18 protein-coding genes and 1 pseudogene are annotated in these 25035 nt (G+C 56.3%); 14 read left to right on the top strand and 5 right to left on the bottom strand.

All coding sequences use genetic code 11. The features are described from left to right. Positions 1–479, top strand: a 479-nt coding sequence (locus HV796_RS45540; RefSeq protein ID WP_175232445.1) for a YadA-like family protein, incomplete at its 5' end; no start/stop codon positions are given. A 97-nt stretch (positions 480–576) separates the two neighbouring features. Here HV796_RS45540 and HV796_RS34905 read toward each other — a convergent pair. Next, positions 577–1230: pseudogene (locus HV796_RS34905) on the bottom strand (transposase). Between the two features lie 393 nt (positions 1231–1623). Here HV796_RS34905 and HV796_RS34900 point away from each other — a divergent pair. The 8 genes from HV796_RS34900 (at position 1624) to HV796_RS34865 (ending at position 11443) form a co-directional block, all read left to right on the top strand. Further along, a complete protein-coding gene (locus HV796_RS34900; protein WP_175232444.1) occupies positions 1624–2154 on the top strand; it encodes a cytochrome b in 531 nt (176 codons plus the stop codon). 686 nt (positions 2155–2840) lie between these two features. After that, entirely contained in the window at positions 2841–4259 is a 1419-nt protein-coding gene (locus HV796_RS34895) for an undecaprenyl-phosphate glucose phosphotransferase (protein ID WP_175232443.1), read from the top strand. 475 nt (positions 4260–4734) lie between these two features. Continuing rightward, positions 4735–5583 (top strand): acyltransferase, encoded by an 849-nt coding sequence (locus tag HV796_RS34890; protein ID WP_175232442.1) that lies wholly within the window; start codon positions 4735–4737, stop codon positions 5581–5583. Beyond that, positions 5570–6400, top strand: coding sequence for a glycosyltransferase (locus HV796_RS34885; protein WP_175232441.1), 831 nt, complete (start codon positions 5570–5572; stop codon positions 6398–6400). The genes HV796_RS34890 and HV796_RS34885 overlap by 14 nt, the downstream gene beginning before the upstream one ends. Beyond that, positions 6397–7551 (top strand): glycosyltransferase family 4 protein, encoded by a 1155-nt coding sequence (locus HV796_RS34880; protein WP_175232440.1) that lies wholly within the window; start codon positions 6397–6399, stop codon positions 7549–7551. The genes HV796_RS34885 and HV796_RS34880 overlap by 4 nt, the downstream gene beginning before the upstream one ends. 10 nt (positions 7552–7561) lie before the next feature. Beyond that, the gene (locus HV796_RS34875) at positions 7562–8671 is read left to right on the top strand and encodes a glycosyltransferase family 4 protein (RefSeq protein WP_175232439.1); all 1110 of its coding nucleotides are present in this window, start codon (positions 7562–7564) and stop codon (positions 8669–8671) included. A 16-nt stretch (positions 8672–8687) separates the two neighbouring features. After that, positions 8688–10166 (top strand): oligosaccharide flippase family protein, encoded by a 1479-nt coding sequence (locus HV796_RS34870; protein ID WP_175232438.1) that lies wholly within the window; start codon positions 8688–8690, stop codon positions 10164–10166. A gap of 26 nt (positions 10167–10192) precedes the next feature. Then, positions 10193–11443 carry a hypothetical protein gene (locus tag HV796_RS34865; protein WP_175232437.1) on the top strand — a complete coding sequence of 417 codons (1251 nt, stop codon included), beginning with the start codon at positions 10193–10195 and terminating at the stop codon, positions 11441–11443. 643 nt (positions 11444–12086) lie between these two features. Here HV796_RS34865 and HV796_RS34860 read toward each other — a convergent pair. Continuing rightward, positions 12087–14297 carry a hypothetical protein gene (locus tag HV796_RS34860; protein ID WP_175232436.1) on the bottom strand — a complete coding sequence of 737 codons (2211 nt, stop codon included), beginning with the start codon at positions 14295–14297 and terminating at the stop codon, positions 12087–12089. Then, complete coding sequence (locus tag HV796_RS34855) at positions 14294–15550, bottom strand: DUF1972 domain-containing protein (RefSeq protein WP_175232435.1); 1257 nt, start codon at positions 15548–15550, stop codon at positions 14294–14296. Before HV796_RS34855 ends, HV796_RS34860 begins: the two co-directional genes overlap by 4 nt. 560 nt (positions 15551–16110) lie before the next feature. Between HV796_RS34855 and rfbA the strand changes: the two genes are divergently transcribed. From rfbA to HV796_RS34830, 5 genes are all read left to right on the top strand, one after another. Then, the gene (gene rfbA, locus HV796_RS34850) at positions 16111–16995 is read left to right on the top strand and encodes a glucose-1-phosphate thymidylyltransferase RfbA (RefSeq protein WP_175232434.1); all 885 of its coding nucleotides are present in this window, start codon (positions 16111–16113) and stop codon (positions 16993–16995) included. 369 nt (positions 16996–17364) lie between these two features. After that, positions 17365–18597, top strand: coding sequence for a polysaccharide biosynthesis/export family protein (locus HV796_RS34845; RefSeq protein ID WP_246356199.1), 1233 nt, complete (start codon positions 17365–17367; stop codon positions 18595–18597). Between the two features lie 32 nt (positions 18598–18629). Next, positions 18630–19070 (top strand): arsenate reductase/protein-tyrosine-phosphatase family protein, encoded by a 441-nt coding sequence (locus HV796_RS34840; RefSeq protein WP_175232432.1) that lies wholly within the window; start codon positions 18630–18632, stop codon positions 19068–19070. Between the two features lie 29 nt (positions 19071–19099). Further along, complete coding sequence (locus HV796_RS34835) at positions 19100–21355, top strand: polysaccharide biosynthesis tyrosine autokinase (RefSeq protein ID WP_175232431.1); 2256 nt, start codon at positions 19100–19102, stop codon at positions 21353–21355. Between the two features lie 409 nt (positions 21356–21764). Beyond that, positions 21765–22580 carry a helix-turn-helix domain-containing protein gene (locus HV796_RS34830; RefSeq protein WP_175232430.1) on the top strand — a complete coding sequence of 272 codons (816 nt, stop codon included), beginning with the start codon at positions 21765–21767 and terminating at the stop codon, positions 22578–22580. Between the two features lie 854 nt (positions 22581–23434). Here the strand turns inward: HV796_RS34830 and HV796_RS34825 are convergent. Together HV796_RS34825 and HV796_RS34820 are read right to left on the bottom strand one after the other, a co-directional pair. Further along, a complete protein-coding gene (locus tag HV796_RS34825) occupies positions 23435–24439 on the bottom strand; it encodes a GlxA family transcriptional regulator (RefSeq protein WP_175232429.1) in 1005 nt (334 codons plus the stop codon). 405 nt (positions 24440–24844) lie between these two features. Further along, positions 24845–25035: IS4 family transposase (locus tag HV796_RS34820; RefSeq protein ID WP_281369943.1), on the bottom strand; the 191-nt coding region annotated here is incomplete at its 5' end.

Below are 25035 nucleotides of genomic sequence, written 5' to 3'. Positions count from 1 at the left end.
GCAACTCGGCGGCGATCGGGGCGAACTCGAGCGACGGGGGCCGCAGCAACGTGGTGAGCGTGGGCGCGCCAGGCGCGGAGCGGCAGGTCACGAACGTGGCGGCGGGCACGCAGGCCACTGACGCGGTGAACGTGCAGCAGCTCAACCAGACTGTCGCGCAGGGCGTCGGGCAGGCCAACAGCTACACCGACCAGCGCTTTGCCCAGGTAAATAGCGCGATCAACGATACTGCAAAAGCTGCGTATGCTGGCGCGGCGAACGCTATTGCCATGGCGAATCTGCGCTACGACGACCGGCCGGGCAAGTACTCGGTAGCCGCCGCCACAGGCTATTACCACGGTCAGTCCGGCATTGCCGCGGGTTTTGGTGGGACTTCGGAAAGTGGCTTGTGGCGTTTCGGCGGTGGTCTAACCGTTACACCTACGCTTAGCCATACGGACTTTGGCGTTGGGCTAGGGGTTTCTTATACGCTGAACTGAAGTGCTTGGGCGGCACAAGATGTCGGCAAAGAGAAGCACTCCGGCATATGCAGGCGAGATGTGCTTCTCTTTTTTACAATTGTGAGCTGACTAGATGTTATGTATTTTTGTTAAGAACTGGAAAATGAGCGAGTATAAGCACGGAGAAGGCGACGACATGCAAACCAGCCAAGGTTTCGGGCAATCGTTCGTAGTCTCTCGCCAACCGGCGGAAGCGGTTGAGTTATCCAAAGCTGCGTTCAACCACCCAGCGGCGCGGCAACAAAACGAAGCCCTTTTTCATCTCCGGCAGTCTGATGACCTGAAGCTCGATGCCTTCGTCGAGTACATCCTGCGCAGGTTCCTCGCCGGTGTATCCCTGATCGGCGAACGCCACCTTGACCGGGCCAGTGGCCTTCTGAACCTGACGCGCCAGTTCCCCGACCTGTGCGCGCTCCTGCTCGTTGGCCGGCCTCACATTCACGGCAAGCAACTGCCCCAAGGTACCAAGCGTCATATGTACCTCGCTGCCGCGTTTGCGTTTGTAGCCGTCGTAACCAGCGCGAGGCCCACTCTCGCAGGTCGACTGCAGCGTGCGTCCGTCGAGAATGACCGCGCTGGGTTGACCACGGCGCCTCTGCGCGACCCGCATAATCGAACGCAGGTCATTGACCATGATGTCGACGCAGCCTGCCTGAATCCAGCGCAACGCGTTGAACATCTCGCGCAGTTCGTAGCGACGCTGTGGTGCGTCCTTGTTCAACAATGCCAGGTACGGAGCGGCGAAGTACCGCGCTTCATCCGATACATCCGTTGGGTAGGATCAGCGTCTTTTCATCCCGCCAGGTTACCAGGTCCGGCCGAAAATTCATAAAACCTTCTAAGAACGTTGTGCCGCCGCCAGGATGACGGAGTGTGTGTCGTTCCCTCGCACCTTTAGAGATGCTCCCACTTCAGTTTTTACATGATCATCGATAACTTGCAGGGTATGGTTGTATGGCTAAGATTTTTCTGGATAATGCCAATCCGCTTTGGAAACTGATTTTTATGAAGTGTATATAATTAAAAATAGCATGAAATATATTCGTTGGCGGGAAAGAGATGTCGGTGACAAGAATGCAAGTATTTTTCTTTAAAACGTTGTTAATTATTTTTTGGAGATTTTATGGTCACTTCGCCTGATCTGCAACGTTATTCACGCCCTGCTGTCCTATTTCATTGGGTAATTTTCCTGCTTGTCGCGACGGCATACTTTGCGATAGAGATGCGTGGACCTAAGGGCAGTGAGAGTCGGGTTCTATGGACCTCGGTGCATTTTTGGGCTGGCACCTTGGTACTGGCACTCGCATTGCCGCGCCTGCTGTGGCGTCTGTGGCGCCGCCCCCCCGATGATTTGAGTTCTTCGCGCGTCGTCACATTTCTGTCGCGACTCATGCACCTGTTACTTTATATTTTTATCTTTTTGCAGCCAATATTGGGTATTCTCATGATTAACACTGCGGGACACCCTTTGACGCTTGCCGGACTCAACTACCATATTACTCTTACAGGTCCGTCACAAGAAGCGAGCAAGGTGATTAAGGAAGTACATGAGTTCATTGGAAATGCCTTCTATTGGGTCATCGGCTTGCATGCGCTTGCAGCAATCGGCCATCATATCGTGCTCAAAGGTGCATCGCTGCGCAGAATGATGTGATGCATAGAATGATGGAGGCCACTGACTTTAATGCCGGACGAAGCGCTGTCCCGAGAGAGCCTAACGAGTTGCATGCATTTCCATTCAACCGAACAGAAAGAATCGGCCAGCGGGCACCATAACCGAAAGAAGTCAACAGGTTGTTCACTGAGAGGTGCTTGAGCGCCCGTGAGTCCGCGTCGCAGAGGGGGTTTGTCCCGCAGTAAGATCGCACGAACCAGATATGAGCAATTCCTACAGAAAAAGAGGCTTCAGTCGCAGTCGGCATATTCGGGAAAGTGATGCTGCTATACGTGCCTGCCACCCATCTTGATTCTCGCGCATTTTTTGTGCGCGCTCATTTGTGCGATCACGTGACTCATATCGACAGCATTGACTCTAATTTAATGCTTCGAGTAACGGATTAAACGCCCATGACACATCAATAATATGCCGAGAAGACCGCTGATGCTTAAATATTTAATTTGCATTTCCGCGATTGATGTTCGAACCGCCAACATGTGGTTCTTATCGGTCACCTCAAAATCGATAACGGCGTTGCCAGATATGATTGGTTCGGGATGAAGGTCCGTAAAGTGTGCTCTCGTGTGCTGTTGCAAGACACAGTGCTTCGGATGGATTTAAGAATTCGATTTCGATGTTATCCAATGCTTCGCGATATTCACGTGACGCCATAGGTGCAAGCGATGCAGGTCAATACTCTCGAACGTCGTGCTAGCGTGGATTATGACCTGCATGGGCTTGTCAGACGGCTTGTTGACATAATTGCTATTGGCGCGTCTGCTCACATAGCTTCAAGATACCGCTGCGAGGCGTCGCTTGCGATCTGCAGGTTTGACGCCATCTTCGCGCCTTTTTCGATGGCATGCTGGCTCACATTGATGCCGGTTTTTGGCGTTTACCAGTCCTGGCGAGGACGTTCGATGATGCTCCTTGTCCGGCGCGTTTTGATCGCATGGATTTCGGTACAGACGTGCGTCTGGGTTTTAATGCTGTGCCTGCACTCTACGAACGATGCGGCGCGCCTATGGTTCGCCTACTGGGCTGGGGCGGGTTCCGTGGCGTTGGCCGGCGTACGAATCGTAACTTACGCGGTGTTGGGGCGACTGCGTCATGCTGGCCTGAATCAACGGTGTGTGGCACTCGTCGGAGACATCGGGCATTTGCGGAGACTGTTGCTCAACATTGAGGCGGCGCCCGGCAGCGGCTTTCGGCCTGAAGCGGTATTCTGCCCACGGGACGACGTGAGCGGTGCAGAGATCGGACTGCGCGTTTTCATGGATTTCGAGGCGTTCGTCAGCCATGTTCGCGAAGCTAATGTCCATGAGCTATGGCTTGCGCTCCCACTATCCGATCAGTCGACGATCGTGCGTTTCCTTGGCACCTTTCGCGAGGATTTGATCAACATCCGCCTGGTACCTGATGTGGGTGGCTTAGCGCTGTTTGACGGTGGACTAGTCGAACTGCTTGGCTCGCCGGCAATCAATCTTGCGGCGTCGCCCCTCTCGCCAGCGGCGCTCGCGCAAAAGGCGGCGTTTGATCGGGTGTTCGCCATCTTCGTGCTCGTCGCGGGGGCCCCGATTTTTATGGCTATCGCGGTGGCAATAAAACTTTCATCGCCAGGGCCCGTATTTTTCAGGCAAAGGCGTAGAGGTGCCAACGGCCGGATATTCTCGATCTATAAATTCAGATCGATGCACGTTCACCAGCAGGCCGATGGTGGGCTGCAACAGGCGACGCGGGCCGATCCGCGGATTACCCGTGTCGGTGCTTTCTTGCGTCGCACGAGCCTGGACGAACTACCGCAGTTCATCAATGTCCTGCGCGGTGAGATGTCCGTGGTTGGTCCGCGGCCGCACGCGATTGAACACGACGAGTTATATGGAAAAGTGATCGACCGTTATATCCATCGCTACAGGATCAAACCCGGGATCACCGGCTGGGCGCAGGTGAACGGATATCGCGGCGAAACCGAACAGGTAGAAAAGATGCAAAAGCGCGTCGAGCATGATTTTTATTACTTATGTAACTGGTCGATGGCGTTCGACATAAAAATCATCGCGACAACCTTGCTGAAGGGTTTTATCCATCGCAACGCATATTGATTACCGATGATGGGGACAATTGCGTTAGTGCACCACGCATTTCAGGTGGCTCCGCATTGACGGCGACACAAGGCCGCTCGTGGACACAGTCCCCAGGTAATGACAGGACAGGTCTGTCAGCCGCCATGGTGTCTCAGTCGCAATGGAAGTGTCCGGGCCAAGAAATGCGCGCACGCGCTGATTCTCTGTGGTGGCTTGGCGAGATAAGGAAAAAACCTTGGTGAAATCCGCCAACGACGTTTCCACGCGACAAGATTCGTGAAGAATGATTTGCGAGGGAGGAGCTTGCGACGGCACGCCTGGACCGTGACGCAAACGAGCAAGTCTAGGCCGTAATCGGCGGTGTCCACCATACCGGACTGAACGGCGACGCGTACTGGGGCGCCGTCAGAAGGGAATTTTCCGAGTACTCGACGAAGCCACGAGATTACTTGCCCAAACAGAACGAATATGAAAATTCAAGGAGTTCGATCAGTTGGAGGCCGCGCTGAACGAAATGTTGGTTTTTGGTGGTCGTTATCGACGGGCCTTATACAGGCCGACGCGCGAGCCAGGCGTAACGAATGCGCATCGGAATCGCGTTGCCTGTGCATACAGAAACGGCGAGCATATGCTGCGAACGCTGGTCAATTGGACACTGTCACACGCGCGCCCGGGCAAGCAGATTGCGGATGAGGTGGGGGGCTTCGATCTGATGCTCTATGTCCTCGAACACGGCGTGAATCTTTTACGAGGTCTTGCACTGTCGTTGCGCTGCAAATGCGCTGCGCCATGCTTTGTTGGGCGGCATGTGCGATTGCGATTTGGGCGGCATGTCGAGATCGGGCGCTATGCAACGATCGGGGACGGGACCATACTCAGCGGACTTGGGCGCAGCGGATTGTATATTGGCGAGCGCACCAACGTCGGCGCCTATTCGCGTCTCGTAGTGGGCACTGATATAACCCGTCCCGGAAGTTACATCCACATCGGTGCTGGCTGTGGAATTGGCGAGTACTCGAGCGTGGGCGGATCGGGCGGCGTGTCTATTGGAGAGAACACGATTATTGGCCAATATTTCAGCGCTCACCCCGAGAATCACAACTTTGACGATCTCGCGCGGCCGATTCGTGACCAAGGGACGACACGCAAGCCAATCAAAGTCGGGGAGGATTGCTGGTTGGGGGCACGCGTCACTGTGGTTGGTGGAGTGACGATTGGTGGAGGTAGTGTCATTGCGGCGGGCACGGTTGTCACGCACGACGTGCCGCCGTACTCGATCGTGGCGGGTATTCCTGCACGCGTCGTGGGTAGCCGCAAGGGGCGCGCCGATGGTCGCGCTTGATATTTTCGTCGTCCTCTACCGCCGCGACCCGAGTGCGTCAGAGACGCTTCTGACGCTCAGTCGTATCGATTTTCAGGCGCTGCACATTGACGTTGAAGTTTATGTTTGGGACAACGCACGTGAAGCGCTCACGTCGCCCGATATGGGCCTCCTGCCGTTTATGTGCCGCTATAGGTGGTCGCGGGAAAACGAACCACTTTCGAAGATCTACAACACGCTTTTACGCCTGTCCCGCGGCGAGCACGTGGTTATCTTTGATCAGGATTCGAGTGTCGATGACACTTTCTTCAGGAAGCTGGTGGATAGCATCAATGTCGTTCACGCCGACCTGTTCGTACCAGTGATCTGGCATGAGGGGGAAATAATTAGCCCTGGGCGGCTGCAATGGATCAAAGGCGCTGCACTGCGCGGCGTTAGCCCCAATACGTTGCTACCGGTTGGGTTTACCGCGATGATGAGCGGCCTTTGCATACGTCGCGCGTTTCTTGTCCGCTTGGCGCCGCGACCGTTTGACGAACGCCTACATCTGTATGGCGTAGACACACGGTTTTGTCGTGATGTTTCGAATCTCGATGGGAAAGCGTTGGTGACCGGCGCGGTGCTGGGACACGATTCCGCTCTACGCAGCACGGTCGATCCGCAAGCGGTGCTGCAGCGCAAGATCTGGCTATGGCAGTCGTGGCTGTACGTCTTCGATCGAAATCTGCTAGAGGCACTGGCTATTCGCTGTTACGTTTTGTGGAAGATTTTACGTGTATCCGTGGGACCACGTGCGCCAGGACGTTTCCTTGACGTGATGAACGAGGTGTTTCGTTGAACACGTCGCCCGCAATTGTAATGGTCCATCAAGGCACGGAGCTGTACGGGTCCGACCGCAGTTTTATCGCTGCGCTGTGTGCGCTGCGTTCGAATTACCCAGACGCGACCATCGACGTGGTGTTGCCCAGTCCAGGGGAACTTGTTGAGCACGTAGAACGTTACGCAAACCGGATCCTGTACGACGAGGGCGGTGTACTACGTCGAAGGAAACTGATCTCACATCCGTTGAAAACGCTGCGCGAGATGGTGAGCGCCTGGTCGCGCTATAAGCGGATGCTTCCGAATTACGATATCTGTTATGTGAATACCATCGTATGTGTGGCTGCGATCGCTGCTTTGCACGGACGGCATGGTGGTGCATACGTTCATGTAAGGGAGATTCCGTCGGCGGCTGTAACCAGAGTGTTCAGGGCGCTGCTGACGTTCTCGCATGCCTCATTGATATATAACTCCAACGCGACCGCCGCCACGTTCGGTCTGCCCGGCCAGGTGATTCACAACGGGGTCGATGCGTTCCGGGCGAGCGCTCCCATTGAACCACGAGGTTCGCGCGCACTGCGGCTGGCGATCATTGGCCGGATCAGTCCGTGGAAGGGCCAGCAGTTCGTGCTGGACACGCTACGACTACTGGGGCGTGGGTTGGCGGTTGAGGTGCGCATCGTTGGTGACGTCTTTAGAGGGAATGAGGAGTTGCTGGTCAAGCTTTGGGAGACGACTTACGAGTGTGTACAACATGTCTCCATCAAAAGTTTTACTGTTGATCCCACTCCTCATTATGCATGGGCAGACTTTGTTCTTGTGCCTTCTATTCTGCCCGAGCCATTTGGGAGGGTCGCGATAGAGAGCTTCGCTGCGGGAAGGCCCGTGATTGCGTCAGCCACAGGCGGCTTGACGGAGATTGTGACCGACGGCGAGACAGGTTTGCTGTTCGAGCCGAATGATCCCGAGGACCTGCTCCGATCGATTGAGCGCGCATTGGCCATGACAAATGGCGACTATGAACGCATGGCGGTGGCTGCGCGGCGCAGATATGTTGGCTCATTCACGATCAACAGCTATATGCGCGCCATCTCGGAAACCGTACGTCCGTTTGAAAATACCCCGCAAGGATCTTCTGGGGCGGTTGCCGAGCGGCGCGAAACCAGCTGATGTTTGCACAATGAAGATCACCTTTATCCTTCCCCGCCTAACCGCCATACCCACGGGCGGAGGGAAGATCATTTATCAGTACGCGAATGCGCTCGCGTCCGTCGGCCACAGCGTGGAGGTGTTACATCCGCGCACGCTTTTTCTGTGGAGCCTCAGAAAAGGGCTGGTGTTGAGGCTGCTCGCGCTGTGCGTCGACTGCGTTCGCCTGCTGGGCGGTTGTTTCGCGCGACGCGAAGCGGTGGTGCCCTGGATGACAATGCATCCGGCTGTCAGAATCCGCGTAGTCCCCGCTCTCTTTGCGTGCTTCGTTCCTGATGCCGATGTGGTAGTTGCTTCGTTGTGGCGTACAGCGGAATACGTGAGGGGTTATCCGGCTAGCAAAGGCCGGAAGTTTTACCTCGTGCAGCATTATGAGACCTGGTCTGGGCCTGCCTATCGGGTCGACGGGACCTTGAAGTCGACGATGTGCAAGATTGTGATCTCGTCATGGCTCGGGCAGTTGGTAAAGGAATTGTCCGGTGACGATGCTCACCAGGTGCCTAATCCTGTGGACCATGATGAGTTCTTCGTCACCACTTCGATTGCAGCGCGTTCCCGTGTGGTAAGCATGCTTTATTCGGCGCACGCGTGGAAGGGTTCGGCAGATGGAATCAGCGCGTTGGAGCATGCAAGGGCCGTATTTCCGGAACTGCGTGCGATTGTGTTCGGAACGTCCGAGCGTCCTGACTCTTTGCCTCACTGGATCAAGTACATGAAGAATCCGAAGCGTCGAGTGTTGCGCGACGTGATCTACAATGCGTCGTCGATCTACCTGTGCCCAAGCTGGAGTGAGGGATGGGGACTTCCAGCGCTGGAGGCAATGGCCTGCGGCTGTGCGATTGTGACTGCGGACAACGGGGGGATACGGGATTTCGTAATCTCTGGCCAAAACGGATTCGTCGTGCCGCCGAAGGCACCACGCAGGCTCGGCACAGCGTTGGTATCGCTGCTTGGCGACAAGGAGCGGCGCACCGCTTTCGCCGAGCAATCAGTGGAGATTGCTCGGCAGTTCACCTTGGGTATTTCGGTGGAGAAGCTACTGGCCGCGTTCATGGGCGAGCCGAAATCGGCAAAGCCATGATCATGGAGCGTGGTCGATGATCGCAGCCTACCGTTTGCCAAAGATGTGGAACACGTACCTGCCATACGCGCTCGGCATTACTGGTAACGCCGCGTTCAACATCGCGCTCATCTCGCTTTTGACGCATCAGTTGGTGCCGGCAGTGTACGGAGATTACACCGTTTTTGTGACCGTAATCGTGCTGGCGAGCGCTGTTGTCGGGCAGTGGCTACAACAGGCGACGGGGCGGTATCTTGCTGGCTGCACGGCGCCTGCGTCTGATTACACGAAGGCGGCGGTATTGCTGGGCCTAGGTGGAGTACTGCTCGCGCTGAGTGCTATCTGCCTGTTCGCCGCGCTTCTTGATCTCCTACATCGCACGACCGATAGCGAGCTTTGGCTGGCAGCTGTGGTATCCGTTGCGGCCCAGGTGCCTTTCACGCTGGTCGGCACCATGCTGCAATCGGAACAGCGTGCATGGTCTTATGCGCTGCTGCAAACTTGTTCGGGCAGCCTGAAGATCGGCCTCTCACTACTAGTGTGCCGGGTAGCACAGCAGGACGTCGGTGGGATTCTATATGCGTGCGCTGCGGCGCAGTGCGTAGGTGTTGCGTTCGGCGCATCGCGCGCAGGGTTGTTCAGCAAAGCGATATCGCAGAAACTCAAGTCCCGCCGGACAAGGGTTCTGCTGTGCAAGCTGCGCGCCTACGGTGGTGCGATGACGGTCTGGTTCATTTTTATGAATCTGGCCATGTATTGTGACCGACTCCTTGTGCGTGCGTTCGCGGGATCGGCGAGCGCTGGACTTTACGGTGCAGCATCAACGCTAGTGGTTGGCTCGGTTAGCCTTGTGATGGCGCCGATTCTGGCCGTTACGTGGCCGAACCTGATGGCGGCCTGGAACGGGCGCAACGAGCAGGCTGCGTCGCGTCTGCTTGGGAATATGCTGACCGTCCTTCTCTGTGCGGGTGTCACGCTGGTCGCAATCGTCAACGCCGTTGCGGTGCCGGCAACGCGACTGTTTCTAGGGGAGAAGTTCGCTGCTGCAGCGCCGCTACTGCCGTTGCTTACGGCATCCGCTTTTAGCTTCTCCCTCGGGACATTGTTTCATAAGCCGCTTGAGTTTAAGGAAAAGAAGGTGACGATGTGTGTTTTCGCGGCGGCTGTTCTGTTGCTCAATGGGCTGTTGAGTTCGGTGTTCACGCCGAGGCTCGGCGCAATTGGCGCGGGTGTGGCGGCGTTGCTATCAGGCTCATCATACTGTGCTCTTTGCGCTTGGCGCGGGAGACAGATAGTGAGGTGGCGGATTCAACTGGATCTGCTGGCGGTGGTGACAGGGCTGGCTGCAGGCGCCTCGATTGCCGTCAATCTTCTCTCAACGTCATGGCATCTTGAGGGGAATTTGCTCATGTTGGTGGCTGTGACTTCGGCTTTTGGCGCGATGTTTGGTCCGGGACTGGCGGTGGCGGTTTTGCTACACGCTAACCACCGTGCACAGACACAGACGATCAAGTGAGTACGATGAACAGCAGGCAAAGATTGTTGAGCGCAACTCTGGAACCTGTCTATCTGTTTGATAGACTACTTTTCTATCTCTGGTTAATGGTGCCGGCGTACCAGTATTCAGACCTGCATGTACGAGATTCGCGCGTCGGATTCTGGGGCATCGCCGCACTGCTGATCTTTCGCCTGACGATACGCGATCTGCTGCGCAGGCGATTTGTACTGCCTTCGCGCGGCTTGTGCATTCCGTTTGCGCTTGTGTTTGCATGGAAGTTCGTCGAACTGGTTCGCGAGCCCCGACAGCTCGACACCGCACTACTGTTCTTCTTCGATTTTCTCATTACTTACACCTGCTGCCTTCTGATCGCACCACGGATCTTCTCGGTGAAAACATGGCTCGTCGAATTTCGCTGGGTCAACCTGTTCACGCTTGTACTGTCAATCGTCGCACATCCTTTCATTCCAGCCCGCACGGACATGGCAGGATGGGACAAGGGTGCAAGCTGGTCTTTCGCTCATCCAAACATCGCCGCGATGTATCCGCTTGTGATCTATCTGGCAACGATCATCATGTTTGGCACCGGAGTGAAGCGCAGGCTTCGATGGTTCGATGTATTCTGCGTGACGTTTAGCGTGGTGACACTCATCATGACGCGTTCACGTACCGCGCTAGTGGTGGCAATTGTCGCAACCGCGCTTTCGCTAATCAACGCAATCGTGCTTGCCTATATCAAGAAAAAACCCCGCGGCAACGTAAGGGCGCTGAGTGCGCTACTGAAGCTTTGCGCGCTGCTTGTGATCGGAAGCGGTGCGTATTTTGCGTTCCTGTCGCTGGGCACGCAGGCCTTGGACGAGAAATTGAGTGGTCGTCTGTCGTTTGCCATGCAGGTGCTGCTTTCCGCAAACGACTTGGTGCTAGGCGTGGGGTTACTCCCGCCGGGTTCGAATCTGGTCGCTGACAATTCCACGCGTGGTGCGGGAATTGACGGACTTTATACCAATTTGGTATATGCGGAAGGATACGTGGGTCTTGTCATCTTCGCCATCGCGATGCTCGCGTTCCGTCGCATGGCGTCGTTCGATCGGCGTTGTCGTGCATTCTTTGACGTTGCGCTTGTCAGCGGCCTGCTGTTCGGTGTGACGGAGACGCATTTCTGGTTCCTGGCGAGCCCCATCACAGCGTTCGTGGCGGTGCTTGCATCCACCATGGGCACTCAGGCCGGCAGCCGCCTGACCGTGTACCTGGGGGCTCCGTTACCGCGACTTGTCCAGCGCAAGGGAGCGAGCTGATGAAGTGACGCCGGGCGGGTGCTTTCGCGGCGTGTCACGTGGGGCGGTCAATCGTGGTATTTCACAACTGGTTGCTCGTCCTGATAGCGTTCAGCTAGGTGCCCTCGTTGCTGTCACCCAGCTTGAAATGGCCGGGGGCATTGGCATAGGTTAGCGCAGCCCGGGTGACTTCTTCGCCACTACTGGATGCCGACAGGCTCAGGAGCAAGGCCGGCCTGGCAGTGGGGATAGGACGGCCATGTACCCTCGGGCTTGCGCAGCAAGTGGGCGCAGAACGCATGCGCATCTCGTCATTAACGTTGTCGGGCACGATGCGACGCGATTTTGCCAAGGTTGATAGATACTTGAATCGCGTTGACTACGACCTCGAAATCGAGACTCGGGTGACGGTCGAACCGATCGGAAATGGGGACATTGGATGCGCAGCAATTATTTGACGCGCGGGACGCCGGCGTGCGGATACAGCGCATCGGGTTCGTCCGAGGCGGGCGAGGGCAAGGTGGTTGGCGGCACTGTCCGATGCCGCGCCATCTTCACGAATGTGGATATAACTGAGCTTTAACTATTTTGCGTGAAACTGCCCTTCTTCAGCCGAAATCATGGGATTCTGCAACGGCGTCGCAACCTGCCGTAGGCGGCGTCACTAACGTTGGAGGGTGATTTCATATGCCACGGCAAAGGGTTGCTCCGCGTGGTTGACGTTGAACTTTAGATGCCCGCCTACCATCCTGACGTCGAATGGGTGAAGCGGCGCGCCGTTTAGGTCGAGGGGGGTGACGCTTGCCTGGTCGGCGGTTGTCTGAATATCGATGGTGGCGGCGATCCGCTCCATCTGTGCGGGGCCCGGTACATGGTAGAGACTTTCCGATGGGGTATCGCCGTCCTTGGGTACGATTGTCTTCCATTGACCACGCAGGCCCACAGTCTGCAGACGCTGCGGACCGGTTTGGTCAGTACCCATCGTGGCGCCCGGAATGGTCAGCAACAGACGACTAGACGCCACGAGCGGTTTATGGTCGAGGCTGGTGAGGAGCACGGTTGAAAAGCCATGCGGACTCGGAGCAAGGGTAACATCGAGGATTGAGGACTTCACTGGGTGATCGGCTGGAAGGTAACCGGAAATGCCTGCGGCATAGGCTGATCCAAATGTGAATTGCCGGGAGGGGGCATCGTAATTGAAATACGACGATGCATGCCCGGTTGCCTCTCTTACGTCAAAGGTAGGTCCACTCCCGATGGCGATCTGGCGACGCATTGCGACTGTTGGCTCTATGTCGAAATGCTTAAGTAGATAGCGAGCGAGATTGCCTGTTATCCCATTCGCGGCTGCGACGACACGATCGTTAGGGGACAGGGTGATCGTATATTGTGCGAGCGACGTGTCAGGTTGTAAGAGACGGAAATAGCCGGCGCATTGTGCGAATTGGACGAGCTTGGTCACGTCGCCTCGCAGGCTGAAATCGGACGGCGTCGCAGAGGACCAGGCACGGTCGTGCGCATAGTCGTAAAGGATCAGCCCGTCCCAGTCCTGTGAGATTGCGAATTGCGTGAGCGTTGGTAGCAGATCGGAGCCCTGTTCGTTCGGCCAGGCTTGATTGAACTCGCTGACGATGAAGGGCTTCTGCGCGGCCCTTGCGAACGCGGTATTGAACAGCGTGTCCGTTGGTGAGTCGCCCAGCCAGCTGTTCGAAATGCGCCAGTCCGTCCAGTCCCATTGTCGGTGTGGGAAAAAATAGTGATCCACGTAGAAGTGCGCATCCGTAAAGGTGGCCGAGCGATTAACATCGAAATTCGCAAAGCCGCCATGATTCCAACGTCCGGAATGAATGATCTGTGTGCCGGATACCGGAACGTCGTCACCCAGCACGTCTTTGACGAGCGAGACCATACGATCGATATAACGTTCGTCGAGCTCGATGAAAAATCGAGCTGCGACGCTTGCATCTCTGGCCGTCAATCCCGACCTCGACAGCGGAAATTCCATGGCGTCGATATGATGGCTCGCCCGATAGGCTACCCACTGATCGTTCAATTCCGCGCGGAACCGTCCCTTCACGAGCTGTGGCAATGTGTCTTCCTGCCAGGCGTCAATCAAAGTCGATTCATTATTGATTTCCACGAGTGCCAGATAAGGCTGGTCTTTCAAACGAAGCGCTGAAAGCAGGGATTTTGCGTAGGTTTCCTGCCACGCCATCATGTCAACGTCGAAAATCGGGAGTGGTTTGCTCTGCGGGGGGATTTGATCGCCCGAGCGCGTCGCCGGAAAAGTGTGGTTGACGAACAGGTTCAGATCCACATAGATGCCGTGACGCCCCAGTTGCGCAATAAAGCGGGACAGCGTCTGAATCGCCGCCGGATCGAGTGTAGGCCGGGCGGCATCAACCAACACGCCATCGGGTCCGGCGGGATCATGCTGTGCAGGTTGATCGATCGCATGGATACGCACGATGTTCACTCCTAGCGCGGCCAGGTGTTGGGCCAGTTTTTCGCCATCTTCATTTGACGGGAAGTTTGCTGACAAGGCGAGTGAAACGCCGAAAAACCGAATCCGCTTGCCGCTGTCTCCGGCTGCACGCTCTCCGACGGTATAGAAGTGTCCGTTACGGATTACAACGCGGTCCTGCGCGCGTAGAGGAGATGCGCCCGACGCGGTATTGAACGTCAACCCCGGGCGAAAGCCGTCGACATCGGCTAATTCATTCAGGCTGGAGGCCGATGCGATCGATGCCAAATCAACGAGCGCGAAGCCAACGAAAGTGATCGCTATACCCTTGAGGATGCTGGGAAGAAGGTGTCTCATGACGTGTGCATACTGTGGGTGATTGAGCGGATGACATTCGATAATGGGAATCACTCGATCTTCGTCTCGAGTGCCTCCACGCCTTCGTTTGCGATCGTGTGAATGGCGCTTCTGGCTGGCGCATGCAGATCGAACGCTGTCTTGTGGTCTGTGCTCGCAGGAGCGGCACTGGCCTTTGTTTTCAGATGTCGTCTGGTCTCGCAAAGATGTCGATCCAATAGTGCCTCATATTGTGCCAGCACGCTATTCCATCGAAACGCGCTTTCGAAGCGCTGATTGCTTGCTTTGCCCATGGCCCTGGCGGTGGTCGGGTCCGCGAATAATGCGGAAATGTGCATGTCGCAGTCGATTTCAGTTTTGAAGAATCTCGCCTGTGGGCCAGCCACCCATCGGTTGAATGGATTGTCACGTGCGATTACCGCGTTGGCGGCGCCGAGAGCCTCGACCAGCGACGGATTGGTGCCGCCTACGCAGTGTCCATGCAAATAGAAATAAGCGTGGCGCCGCAACGCACGCAGCACGCTCTGATCGTATATCGCTCCGAGAAACAGCACCTCGCCGCTTGCTGCATCGAGCACTTCGCGATGGTACGAATTCGTCGGATTGTAACTGCCGAGGACGACGAGTCGCGCACTGCGTGGGCGGCGCGAAAACGCCGTGACTATTTCGAGCACGGAATTCTCCGGCTCGGGACGAGCGACCACGAGAGCGTAGCGGAGCTTATCGACACCAAACTGCTCAAGCGGAGCCCTGCTAACTGCGCCGATAGGGTCGGCCCCGTAGGGAATCATTGTGATTTTTCTGCGATTGACGCGTGTTGCCAGGTGGGTCTCGATCGCAGGATGATCCGCGACGAGATGGTTGCCGGTCCAGCAGCCAATGCGTTCGTTAAGCCACAGCCACGCACGCTCATGAAATTTCCATTTTTTCCGCTGCCACTCAAGGCCATCCATATTGATAATATTAGTAATGCCACGCCAGCGCAGATATAAGCAGAACGCGGCAGTGTTGTAGCCCAGTGTTAGGACCAGGGCAGGATTCCTCGTTGCAGTGTCGCGGATTGATTTCCAGTCGAACTCCATCGTGCCGATAGCACCCTCGCGCGTGACTGGTATGGTGACCCTGTGCACGCCATGCCATGTGTCCTCGGTCGTTTCGTTTTTGCCAGTGGCGCCCTGGCAATAGACAGTAACCTGCCAATCGCGCTGCGTTAGATAGAGTGCAAGCCGCTCGGCAAAGGTTTCGAATCCACCATGGCATGACGGGATACCCCGTGTGCCTAGAATAAAAAGCTGCCTGACTGGCATGTGGTCGGGTCCCGTATCTGTGAATGGCGGAAGCTGCCGCGAACAATAGCCGCTGAATCAAGAGAGTAGGGCAACGGCTGTGGCAAATTCGGTCACTGTTTTCGTCCTATCCGCCAAAACATGCGTTGTCTTTGCTCCGGTAACGCTCTGGGACAACAGGCATGCAATGCTGGCGCGAAACGATGTCGGAATGCGCCAACGAATTGGCCGAATTGGCTACATCTGCATCCCTAACATAGCGACTAGATGATACGCAATGCCGATGCTGTGCAAAGCGGCTGCACGCAAGTGATATCCGTATTCGATTCTCATCAGCGTCCGCGTCATTTCCAACAACGCAAGAGAGGGGCAGCATGTTCTTTGTCATCGACGGCGTCGTATGCGCCCGCGCAAGAGTCGTCACGCACTGTCCCAGGCGTGCCGCAGGGCGCATAGTGAACGCAAGCATGCAGAGCTGCGTGGAGAGTCGTAACGTCTTGCGTGAGGTGCGGGATGATTCGCGCCAAGGTGCGAACAGCCGCCGTGCCTGTCGTTTAAACGAACCGGTACCGGTCTGAACGATGAGATCGAAACGCAAGGGCATTATTCTGGCGGGTGGATCGGGCTCCCGTCTCTATCCTATTACGCTGGCTGTCTCCAAACACCTGCTACCGGTGTACGACAAGCCGATGGTCTACTACGCGCTCTCGACGCTAATGATGGCTGGTATCGATGACATCCTGCTGATCTCAACGCCCAGCGATACTCCGCGTTTTTCGGCGATGCTTGGTGATGGCGCCCGTTGGGGAATGAGTATCCGCTATGCGGTTCAAGCTTCTCCGGATGGCTTGGCGCAGGCATTCCTGATTGGGCGCGAGTTCATAGGAAATTGCGCATCCGCGCTCGTCCTTGGCGACAACATTTTTTACGGGGCGGACCTTGGCGCGCATCTACGCGCCGCCGAGGCGCGTGATCCGGGGGCGACCGTATTTGGCTATCACGTGCATGATCCGCATCGCTACGGCGTCGTTGAATTCGACGCAGATAGCAGGGTACTGTCGATCGAGGAGAAGCCTGAACGACCGCGCTCGAACTATGCGATTACAGGTCTTTATTTCTACGATCGTGACGTGTGTGAAATTGCGGCGAGCATTAAGCCATCGGCTCGCGGCGAGCTGGAAATCACCGACGTTAATCGTTGCTATCTGGAGCGTGGCGACCTGCACGTAAAGATGCTGGGGCGAGGCTTCGCATGGTTCGACACCGGCACGCATCAATCGTTGATAGACGCGGGGATGTTCATTGCCATGGTGCAGCAGCGCCAAGCGCTGCTCGTCGCGAGCCCTGAAGAAATTGCCTTCAGACAGGGTTGGATTGATTCCGTGCAACTTGACAGGCTTGCCCAGCCGTTGCGCAAGACCGATTACGGACGTTATCTGGACTCCATTCTCACCTCTGTTATTTGACAACAATGAATGCACGGGTAGACACAATTCATCACATGCTCACCGAGCGGCGATTGGACGACCAGTTGCCGTCCGTCCTGGCGTTTCCTGCGCTGATTCGCCGGTCCGTTCAGCGTCGCAGATTGACTTTTGCCGCTCGCATGATACGGGAGCGCTACTGCGGAGTGATCCGGATATCAGCATCGACCGTGTCTTTGATGGCACGTCGGCGGGCGCACGGAAGTATGCCGCGCAGGTCACCTTCGAATCTGAGGGGCGGCTCTAAAAAGCAGGGCGCTCGTATGGTTGCGAGGGCGCTTCATCGCGGCTCGCTGAGCATGTTTATGCTCCGGCACGGTAGCTTCGGAAGTCAAGGATCAACAATTGAACATGCGAAAAGTGACCGGTAATCCTGTTGGGACGGTGAAGAGAGGCGAAGCGCTTAGGACGCTTTTTCTGTCGTGGGCGCTGCTCACGACGCTTGGCGGATGCGCGGTCGCTCCGGGTTCCTATATGGGTGTGGATGCGCCTGGCGAGATAACTGCGCAACAAGCAGGTGAAACACAGCCTACCGAGTTGGTGCGTGACGGCATCACGTTTCGCTTGTATCCACTTAATGGCGCACTCATCGCGCAACTTGCAGCAATGACCGAACAGAGTGCGGGGACCTCATTGCCGCCTCCACGTCTTCGGTCGTCGACCTACCGCGTGCGCAGCGGAGATTCACTGCGCGTGATCGTCTGGGATCGTCCGGAACTGAACAACCCCGGCTTTTCATCTCTCACCACGTCGATCGTCTCGGTCGGGCCTGCAGCGAACACCGGTCAGCCCACGGCAGCAGCGGCCGGCAACCTGGATCCGCTTGGGCGTGTTGTGCAGGCCGACGGTTCGATCTATTTCCCGTATGTCGGTAAAGTGATGGTTGCAGGAGAAACCGTCGAGGCGATTCGCCGCGATCTCACCGCGCGACTGGATAAGTATGTCAAAAATCCGCAGCTCGACGTCTCAGTCGCGTCTTACCGCAGCCAGAAGATCTATGTGTCAGGCGCGGTTAAGGCGCCCGGGGCGATTGCGCTAACGGACACCCCGGAAGCTGTTGCCGATGCAATATCAGGAGCTGGCGGCTACGATCAGGACGCGGATCTTGCGTCGGCTACGCTTGAGCGCGACGGGCACCTATATCCGCTCGACCTGTACGCGTTTTTCTACAAGGGCGACCTTGCGCAAAACGTTCTGCTCGAAGACGGCGACATTATTCACGTGCCCGAGCGCCGCCTGAAGAAGGTGTTCGTGCTCGGCGAGGTGGCAAAGCCTGTCTCGCAGATTATGCCAGTCGGTCCATTTTCCCTTTCGGAGGCTATATCGGACGCAGGCGGCCTGAATCAGGTCTCGGCCAATGCATCGCAAGTCTACGTTTTCCGCCAGGGACCAGGCCGCACCGTTGACGTCTTTCAGCTCAATGCCAACTCTCCTGGCATGCTCGTGCTGGCGGATCAGTTCCTGTTGCGACCACGTGACCTTGTGTTCGTTGACGCCGCGCAAGTCACACGCTTTTATCGTGTCGTCGCGCAGGTTGTGCCGTTCGCCAGCTCAATCTTTCTAGGCGCGCAAGCGTTCAAGTAATGCACTTCCATAAACCACGGATACGACCGGTCTTGAACCTCTTACTGATTTGCCACGCGAACGTGTGTCGAAGCCGAATGGCCGAATGTGTGTTTCGGCAGGTTCTTTTCAATGCGGAGGGGGAGCGCGTTCTGTCAGCTGGCCTGGCGGCGGTCAGTGGCAAGCCCGTACATGAACTCGTTAAAACCGTCCTGCTCGAGCGCGGGTACACGATACCGTCGGAGTTGTCTTCCGTGCGCCTTATTGCACCGATGTTAGCCTGGGCCGATCTTGTACTTGTCATGGAGACGGCCCAACGTCGCGAGATAGTCCGGCGTCATCCCACGATGGCGGGGAAAGTGTGGACACTGGGTCATTGGCTTGACTGCGAAATCCATGATCCTGTGTGTGGCGACAAGGCGAGGTTCGACGCAACGTTGACGCTGATCGAGCGTAGCGCGCGCAGTTGGTTGCCGGTGCTTGTCCCGCAATAATTTCAACCTGAAAAAATAGCGACGCGAATATGAAGTCCGAATCGACATTGCCTAGCGTGCCTCTAGTTCATGTGGCACACCAGGACGACGATGACGTCAATCTCCTCACGCTCTGGCGCAACGTTCAAAGCTATTCGCGTCAATTTATCGGCGTCATGCTGGGAGTTGTTGTGTTGGCGTTGCTCTATCTGGTGGTCGCCAGGCCTGTCTATAGGGCTGACGTGTTGATCCAGGTCGATGAGCAGCAAGGCTCCGCGCTTGGTGCGCTCTCCGACGTTGCAAGCGCGCTGAGCCTGAACAAGCCGATCGATGGCGAGCTTGACATACTAAATTCGCGTGCAGTACTTGAGTCGGCGATTCGATCGACACAGGCGCGCACTACCGTCGTGGTAGATAACCGGATACCGGTGTTGGGGCGTCTTTACGGGTACTACGCGACGCCACCCGATGGACTTGCGGACCCGCCATTTGATCTGAGTGGATTTGCCTGGGGGGGAGAGCGGCTCCAGTTGGCCGAATTTGATGTGCCGAAGGCACTCTACGGGGACAAGTTTCATGTACGCGTGCAACCCGGCGATCGGTGGACGCTCGAAGACCCTGATGGGCTAACGGTAGCACGCGGCGCCGTCCACCAATCCGTAGCCTTCACGGTCCAAACCGCCTTCGGACCCGGGCGGGGCATCATCGAAATTCGGACGTTGCGCGGACGTCCGGGCACTTCGTTCAAGCTGGTCGAACAGTCCATGCAGGATACCGTGGAGGAAATGCGTAAGCATCTGAAGGTCGAGGAGACGACGAAAGATTCTTCGATGATTCAGTTGGTCGTAAAAAACAGGGATCCGGAGATGGCAGCCCGCTTCGCCAATGATCTCGCGCGCGCATATGTCGCACTGAATATCCGGCATCGCGCTGAGCAATCCAGGCTCAGTCTACAGTTTCTCAACCGCAAGCTTCCGGCTTTCCGGGAAGAACTGGAGCGCTCAGAGGACCGATTGAACGCCTATCGTATCCGCACAAAGACAATTGATGTTGAGGAGCAGACCGAGGCGTTACTGACACGAGCGGTCGATTTGATCAAGCAGAAAACCCTTGTGGATTTGAATCTGCAGGCCACGCGCGAGCAGTTCCGTCCAGGGCATCCAGCCGTGCAAACACTCCAGGCGCAGGACGCCGCGCTTGAAGCGGAACTGCGCGATGTTGAGAAGCAGGTACAGGCCCTGCCGTCGACACAGCAGGACTATCTGCGTCTTGCACGTGATGTGGCCGTCGACACGCAGCTCTATACAGCACTGGTTGCCAATGCGCAGCAACTCGAGGTGGCCGAGGCCGGAACGACGGGTAATGTATCCGTGATTGATTTTGCTGTACCCGCCGATTCAATGGATTGGCCCAAGCCTCTGCTCGTTATCGTTGCTGGTGTGCTGGGCGGTGTGGTGATCGCGTTTACGACGGTACAAGTAGTGGCTACGATGAAGGACGTTTTGCAAGATCCACTCGAAGTCGAGCGCATCGTTCAGGTGCCTATCTTCGCTGTGGTACCGGCCAGTACGGCGGAGCGGCAGATGGTGAGAAAGCGCCGGCCGGCGGGAAGCCTTGACAGGCTGCAGGCGGTTGGTCTGCTCGCCGATAGTGACCCGTCCGACCCGGGCGTGGAAGCGCTTCGGTCGCTGAGAACATCCCTCAAGTTCGCGCTTCTTGGCAAGGAGGGTGGATCGATACTGTTCACCGGCCCTACACAGGGCGTCGGTAAGACATTCGTGGCGGTGAACTTCGCTTATGTTTTGGCCATGAAAGGATTGAGGGTCCTGGTGATAGACGCGGACATGCGTCGTTCGGGGGCGAAAAGGTATTTTTCCCTTCCGCCGAGACATAAGGGTCTCGCGCACGTGCTGGCGGGCGAGACGACGCTTGCCGGAGCTATTGTCGGCTCAGGATTTGATGGCCTCGATCTGTTGCCTGCCGGTAGCGAGCTGCCACCGAATCCGGGCGAGTTGCTTGAGCGACATGAGTTTGCCGAGACGCTTCGGGAGGCGGAGGCGCGCTACGACTATGTCGTCATTGACTCACCTCCCGTGCTACCCGTCAGTGATGCCCTAACGATCGCGCAGAGTTGTAACGCGATCTTCGTAGTCTCCAGGGCGGAGGTCACGAACCGGCGTCAACTGGTTGAGACGATAAACCGTCTGAACCAGTCAGGTGTGAAGGTGAAGGGGCAGATCTTTAACGGCTTTCACGCGACGAGGTATGGCCTTGACTATGGATATCGGTATCAGAACGAGACTTGAATGGACATTTGTACCGTGTCACAGGTGACGGCTCAGTGCATGTACCAGAAGGCGGTGAGGAGGCTAACGGATAGCGAGGACTTTACCTTGATCCGCCAAGATCTGGCGTCTTTCGGTCACGTTGATCGACACGAAACCGGCGTTCCGTAACATTGGTCTATCTGAAGAAACATCGGATGTCTTTTTATCGGTGTGCTTTGCATGCGCCGACTTGATCGGTACTTCGATTTAAGGGGCCAGGGTGGCGATTACCACACAAGTTTCTTACGTGGCGCAAAGAAAGTGAAGACCATAGATATCACGCTATTCGACGTTGTTCGCATTCCCGGATATAGCAAAACTTCTAGAATCATTTCGGTAAGCGAACGAATTCAGTGACTCAACGGCGCGCAATTTTGGATGCTTTTCAGTGCGTTTTCTATCGACATTCGGTGGCCTCATTGCGAGCTCTTCATTCGCCTTCATCTGGACGGAAAAGATCGAGACGGCACTGCATCTGGATCGCTTGTATGGGTTGTTCGTCGCCGGTGGTCCGGTCGTTGGGCAAGCGTTGCATGACGAAATACTACTTGCGTGGCTACGCCGTACATGCAGGCTAACCAGGAACGTGTTCCGGGTGGGTGAAGGACGCCACCTGCTCGAAGCGGTGAGCGAAAAACGGCATTTATCGAATACGCGTGGTGCGGAAGTCATGTTATCTCGCGCTGCGGAATTCGCGGTGGGGAGGAAAATCATGCGGAGTAAGCCGATCAGGTCGCTCAATGGTGCATTGGGGACGATCGACGAAGAAGTTGACGCGAGCGCAAGGCGTTGGGTGACCGAGCCTCTCAAACGGCGTGCATCAAATCCTTTCGGCGACATAATCCGCCGCAGGGAGGCGTATAGTGTGAGTGAGAAGATTCAGGCATCTGCGCGTTGGCTCGGAATGAATGGTCATCGGCAGGTCGGCATTGATGAGGCGGCCAGAATTGCCGTGATGAGTGAGCGCAACTTCCTACGACGTTTCAAGGCTGAGCTTGGACTGACTCCTTCGGATTATCTTCTTTATGTACGCTTGGACATGGCGTGCCGGATGCTTGCCGAGACGACGTTACCCGTCGGCGCGGTCGCGCTTCGCTGTGGCGCTGGTAGTGGTGGCCAGCTCGCAAAGCTGTTCCGCAAGCACATTGGGAAGACGCCCACGGCATACCGCGTGGATCACCGACAGGAAGACACGCTAGAGTGAGATCACGTCGCGTGGCTCGTTACCGGAAAGGTATCGAAGTTGATGCGTGAGAGCTGCCACTATGTCAGCTCGGAGGCAGGCGTTGAAATCAGGCGCGCGGTGCAACTATTTTGGCAAATCGAATGATGGCAGTTACTGTGCGACATAATTGCAGCAGCTCACGACCGGCAGTCAGTTTCAATCGGGACGTCGATCTCGCGCTGACAAGCACTAAGGGATCGTGAAATGTGCGGTTTTAGCACGCTCTGGGGAAACGTCAGCGTTCGCAGTGTTAGAGCCTTGTACGGAGATTTGGATGCGCATTTCCTTGTCACCTCGGCAATACGGATTGTATATTATCGCCGGTATATTAATGGTTGGTGCTCCGAGTACACATGCTCAAATGCTCAGCGATACCGAGACCGCTGACCGGTTGGCTTCGCCGCTTCTTCAAACGACGCGAAAACGACACGCTCGACGGCATGTGTCGAGCGACCCCTACATGGCGCTTATCGCGCAAAGCGAGCCGGATAACTACCTTCACGAGCTGGCGTCAGGTATGGATCCGCTCGGTCGATCCTCGCAGTCGATGCTGGCGGTGGGCAAAACCGGCGTGAACGGTGGTGTTAGCGGTGCTTTGCAAGCGCGTGTCGCGGGTTCCCGGTCTGTCGGCGGGACGGGTGACTTGGACGGCGAGATGCCCCTGCCCGGAATCGCGCCTAGAACCGACCAGGCGTTGGCCATCGGTATCGGCTCCGGCGTTCCGGCTTATACACTGACACCGCGTCGGCCAGGCACTGGATGTTTCGCGCTGCAGCAAGCTATGGCATCTTGCCACTGACAAGGGGCGCGACGTTGTGCCAAGTATGTGAATCTTAACGGACAACCGTGCCTATCTGGATTGAGATGTTGGATGCGTTTTTTCCCATCCGGTAATCCGTGGGCGTTGTCGCAAGATATTTTCGGAACAACTTGGCCAACTGGCCGCCGCTGCCAATCCCGCAACGGCGGGCGACCTTATCAATCGGCAAGCGTGACTCGACGAGCATCCGGCAGCTCATATGCAGACGCGCGCGCAGCAAGTAGTCTGAAGGGGTCATGCCAATTTCGCTTTTGAAGCGTCGCAGAAACGTGCGCTCGCTCATTGCCGCGATTTGTGCGGCATCGTCAATTGAGATCGATTGACCGAAGTTTGCTTCAAGCCACCGCGCCGAGGCCATGATTTTTTCACTGACGTGTAGCGTCATCCGCCCCGTGATGGACATGCTGAACGGAGTCTGGTCCTCTGGGGCAACCGATTCGGCTACCAGTTGAGCAAGGTCCGATCCCAGGTCAACTTCGACAATTCGCAAGGCCGCGACGACCGATCCAGGCACTTCATCAGTCCTTTGTTGGGAACGCATGTGACCTCTTTCCTGGACAGCTTGTAGCGGCTGGCAATTGCGGCTCGGCAGGCCGGTCGCCTCAAGCAGTAATCGACCTTCTGCAACTGGATACACCATTTCGCTGAACGGGTGTCTGAGACGTAGCCAGGCTCTCAGACGCTCGTCTTTGCAGGCTTGCTCGGCTCCCGAGCCACCAGCAATGAAAAGCAAGTGAGCGCCAGTCGTGCTTCGATGCGTGTCAATACTGTCTGTCCAGACGAACACGGAAGATGAGCTCGCAATGCGCCCCCCGGCAGCCGACAATAGCGAGACATGGTAACGGGAGCATCCGAGTTCTCTGGACGAGATGAGCGCGTTCGCCTTCTGAAAAATTTCGGTAATGGCGGCAATGCCTGGCAACGCGAAGCCGTTGAACAGCGCAATGTCTACATTAGTAATTCCGGAATCACCAGAATTACTAGTGCAATAATGATCCGCCCGATGAAGTGAGCTCATGATCTTGGTCTCCCTCCCCTTGCTTGCGTTGCCATGACAGCCTGCGTCAGCGTCTTGAAAAAAATGCCGAGCTGTTCATGCAACGGCTTGAGGGAAGCTTAAAGGGATGTTGTTAAAGTTGTCTCTCGCGAGCCAATCAATGCTGTCTCGCGATAGGAGTCATGCTATATAGGCGGAATAAAATATGTCAAATTAAGATTATTGAATATTTGTTATTGCAAAGAGTTAATGTTTTGTGCTCTCGAAGTACACCGGAAGTTAAGAATGCCGGCGAAGGTAGCGTTAGATTTGACGTTTCGATGCTGTTGTGGAACAGATTATCGAAATTCGTCAAGTTAGCCGAAACAGGGTGCGAGACGGAGACGTTGTATGTCGGTTCGTTCCGAGGACCTTGGACGCATTCCGTTATACAGAAGTGTCGTCACCATCGTTGTCGCGTAAGAGGCGCAATGTTTTTGCAGCGACATGAACTTCTCTGAGGCCGGGCCAGATGGTCTTTGCGCCGGGTTCGCCGTCGCCCTTGCGGCCAGGGAAGCCTCCCAGGCGCGCGATCAGTCGCAACACTTCGTTGAGCTTCGGTTGGGCTGACGCTCGGG

Source organism: Paraburkholderia humisilvae, from assembly GCF_902859855.1.
GTDB lineage: Bacteria > Pseudomonadota > Gammaproteobacteria > Burkholderiales > Burkholderiaceae > Paraburkholderia > Paraburkholderia humisilvae.
This window is presented reverse-complemented; position numbering and strand designations above follow the sequence as displayed.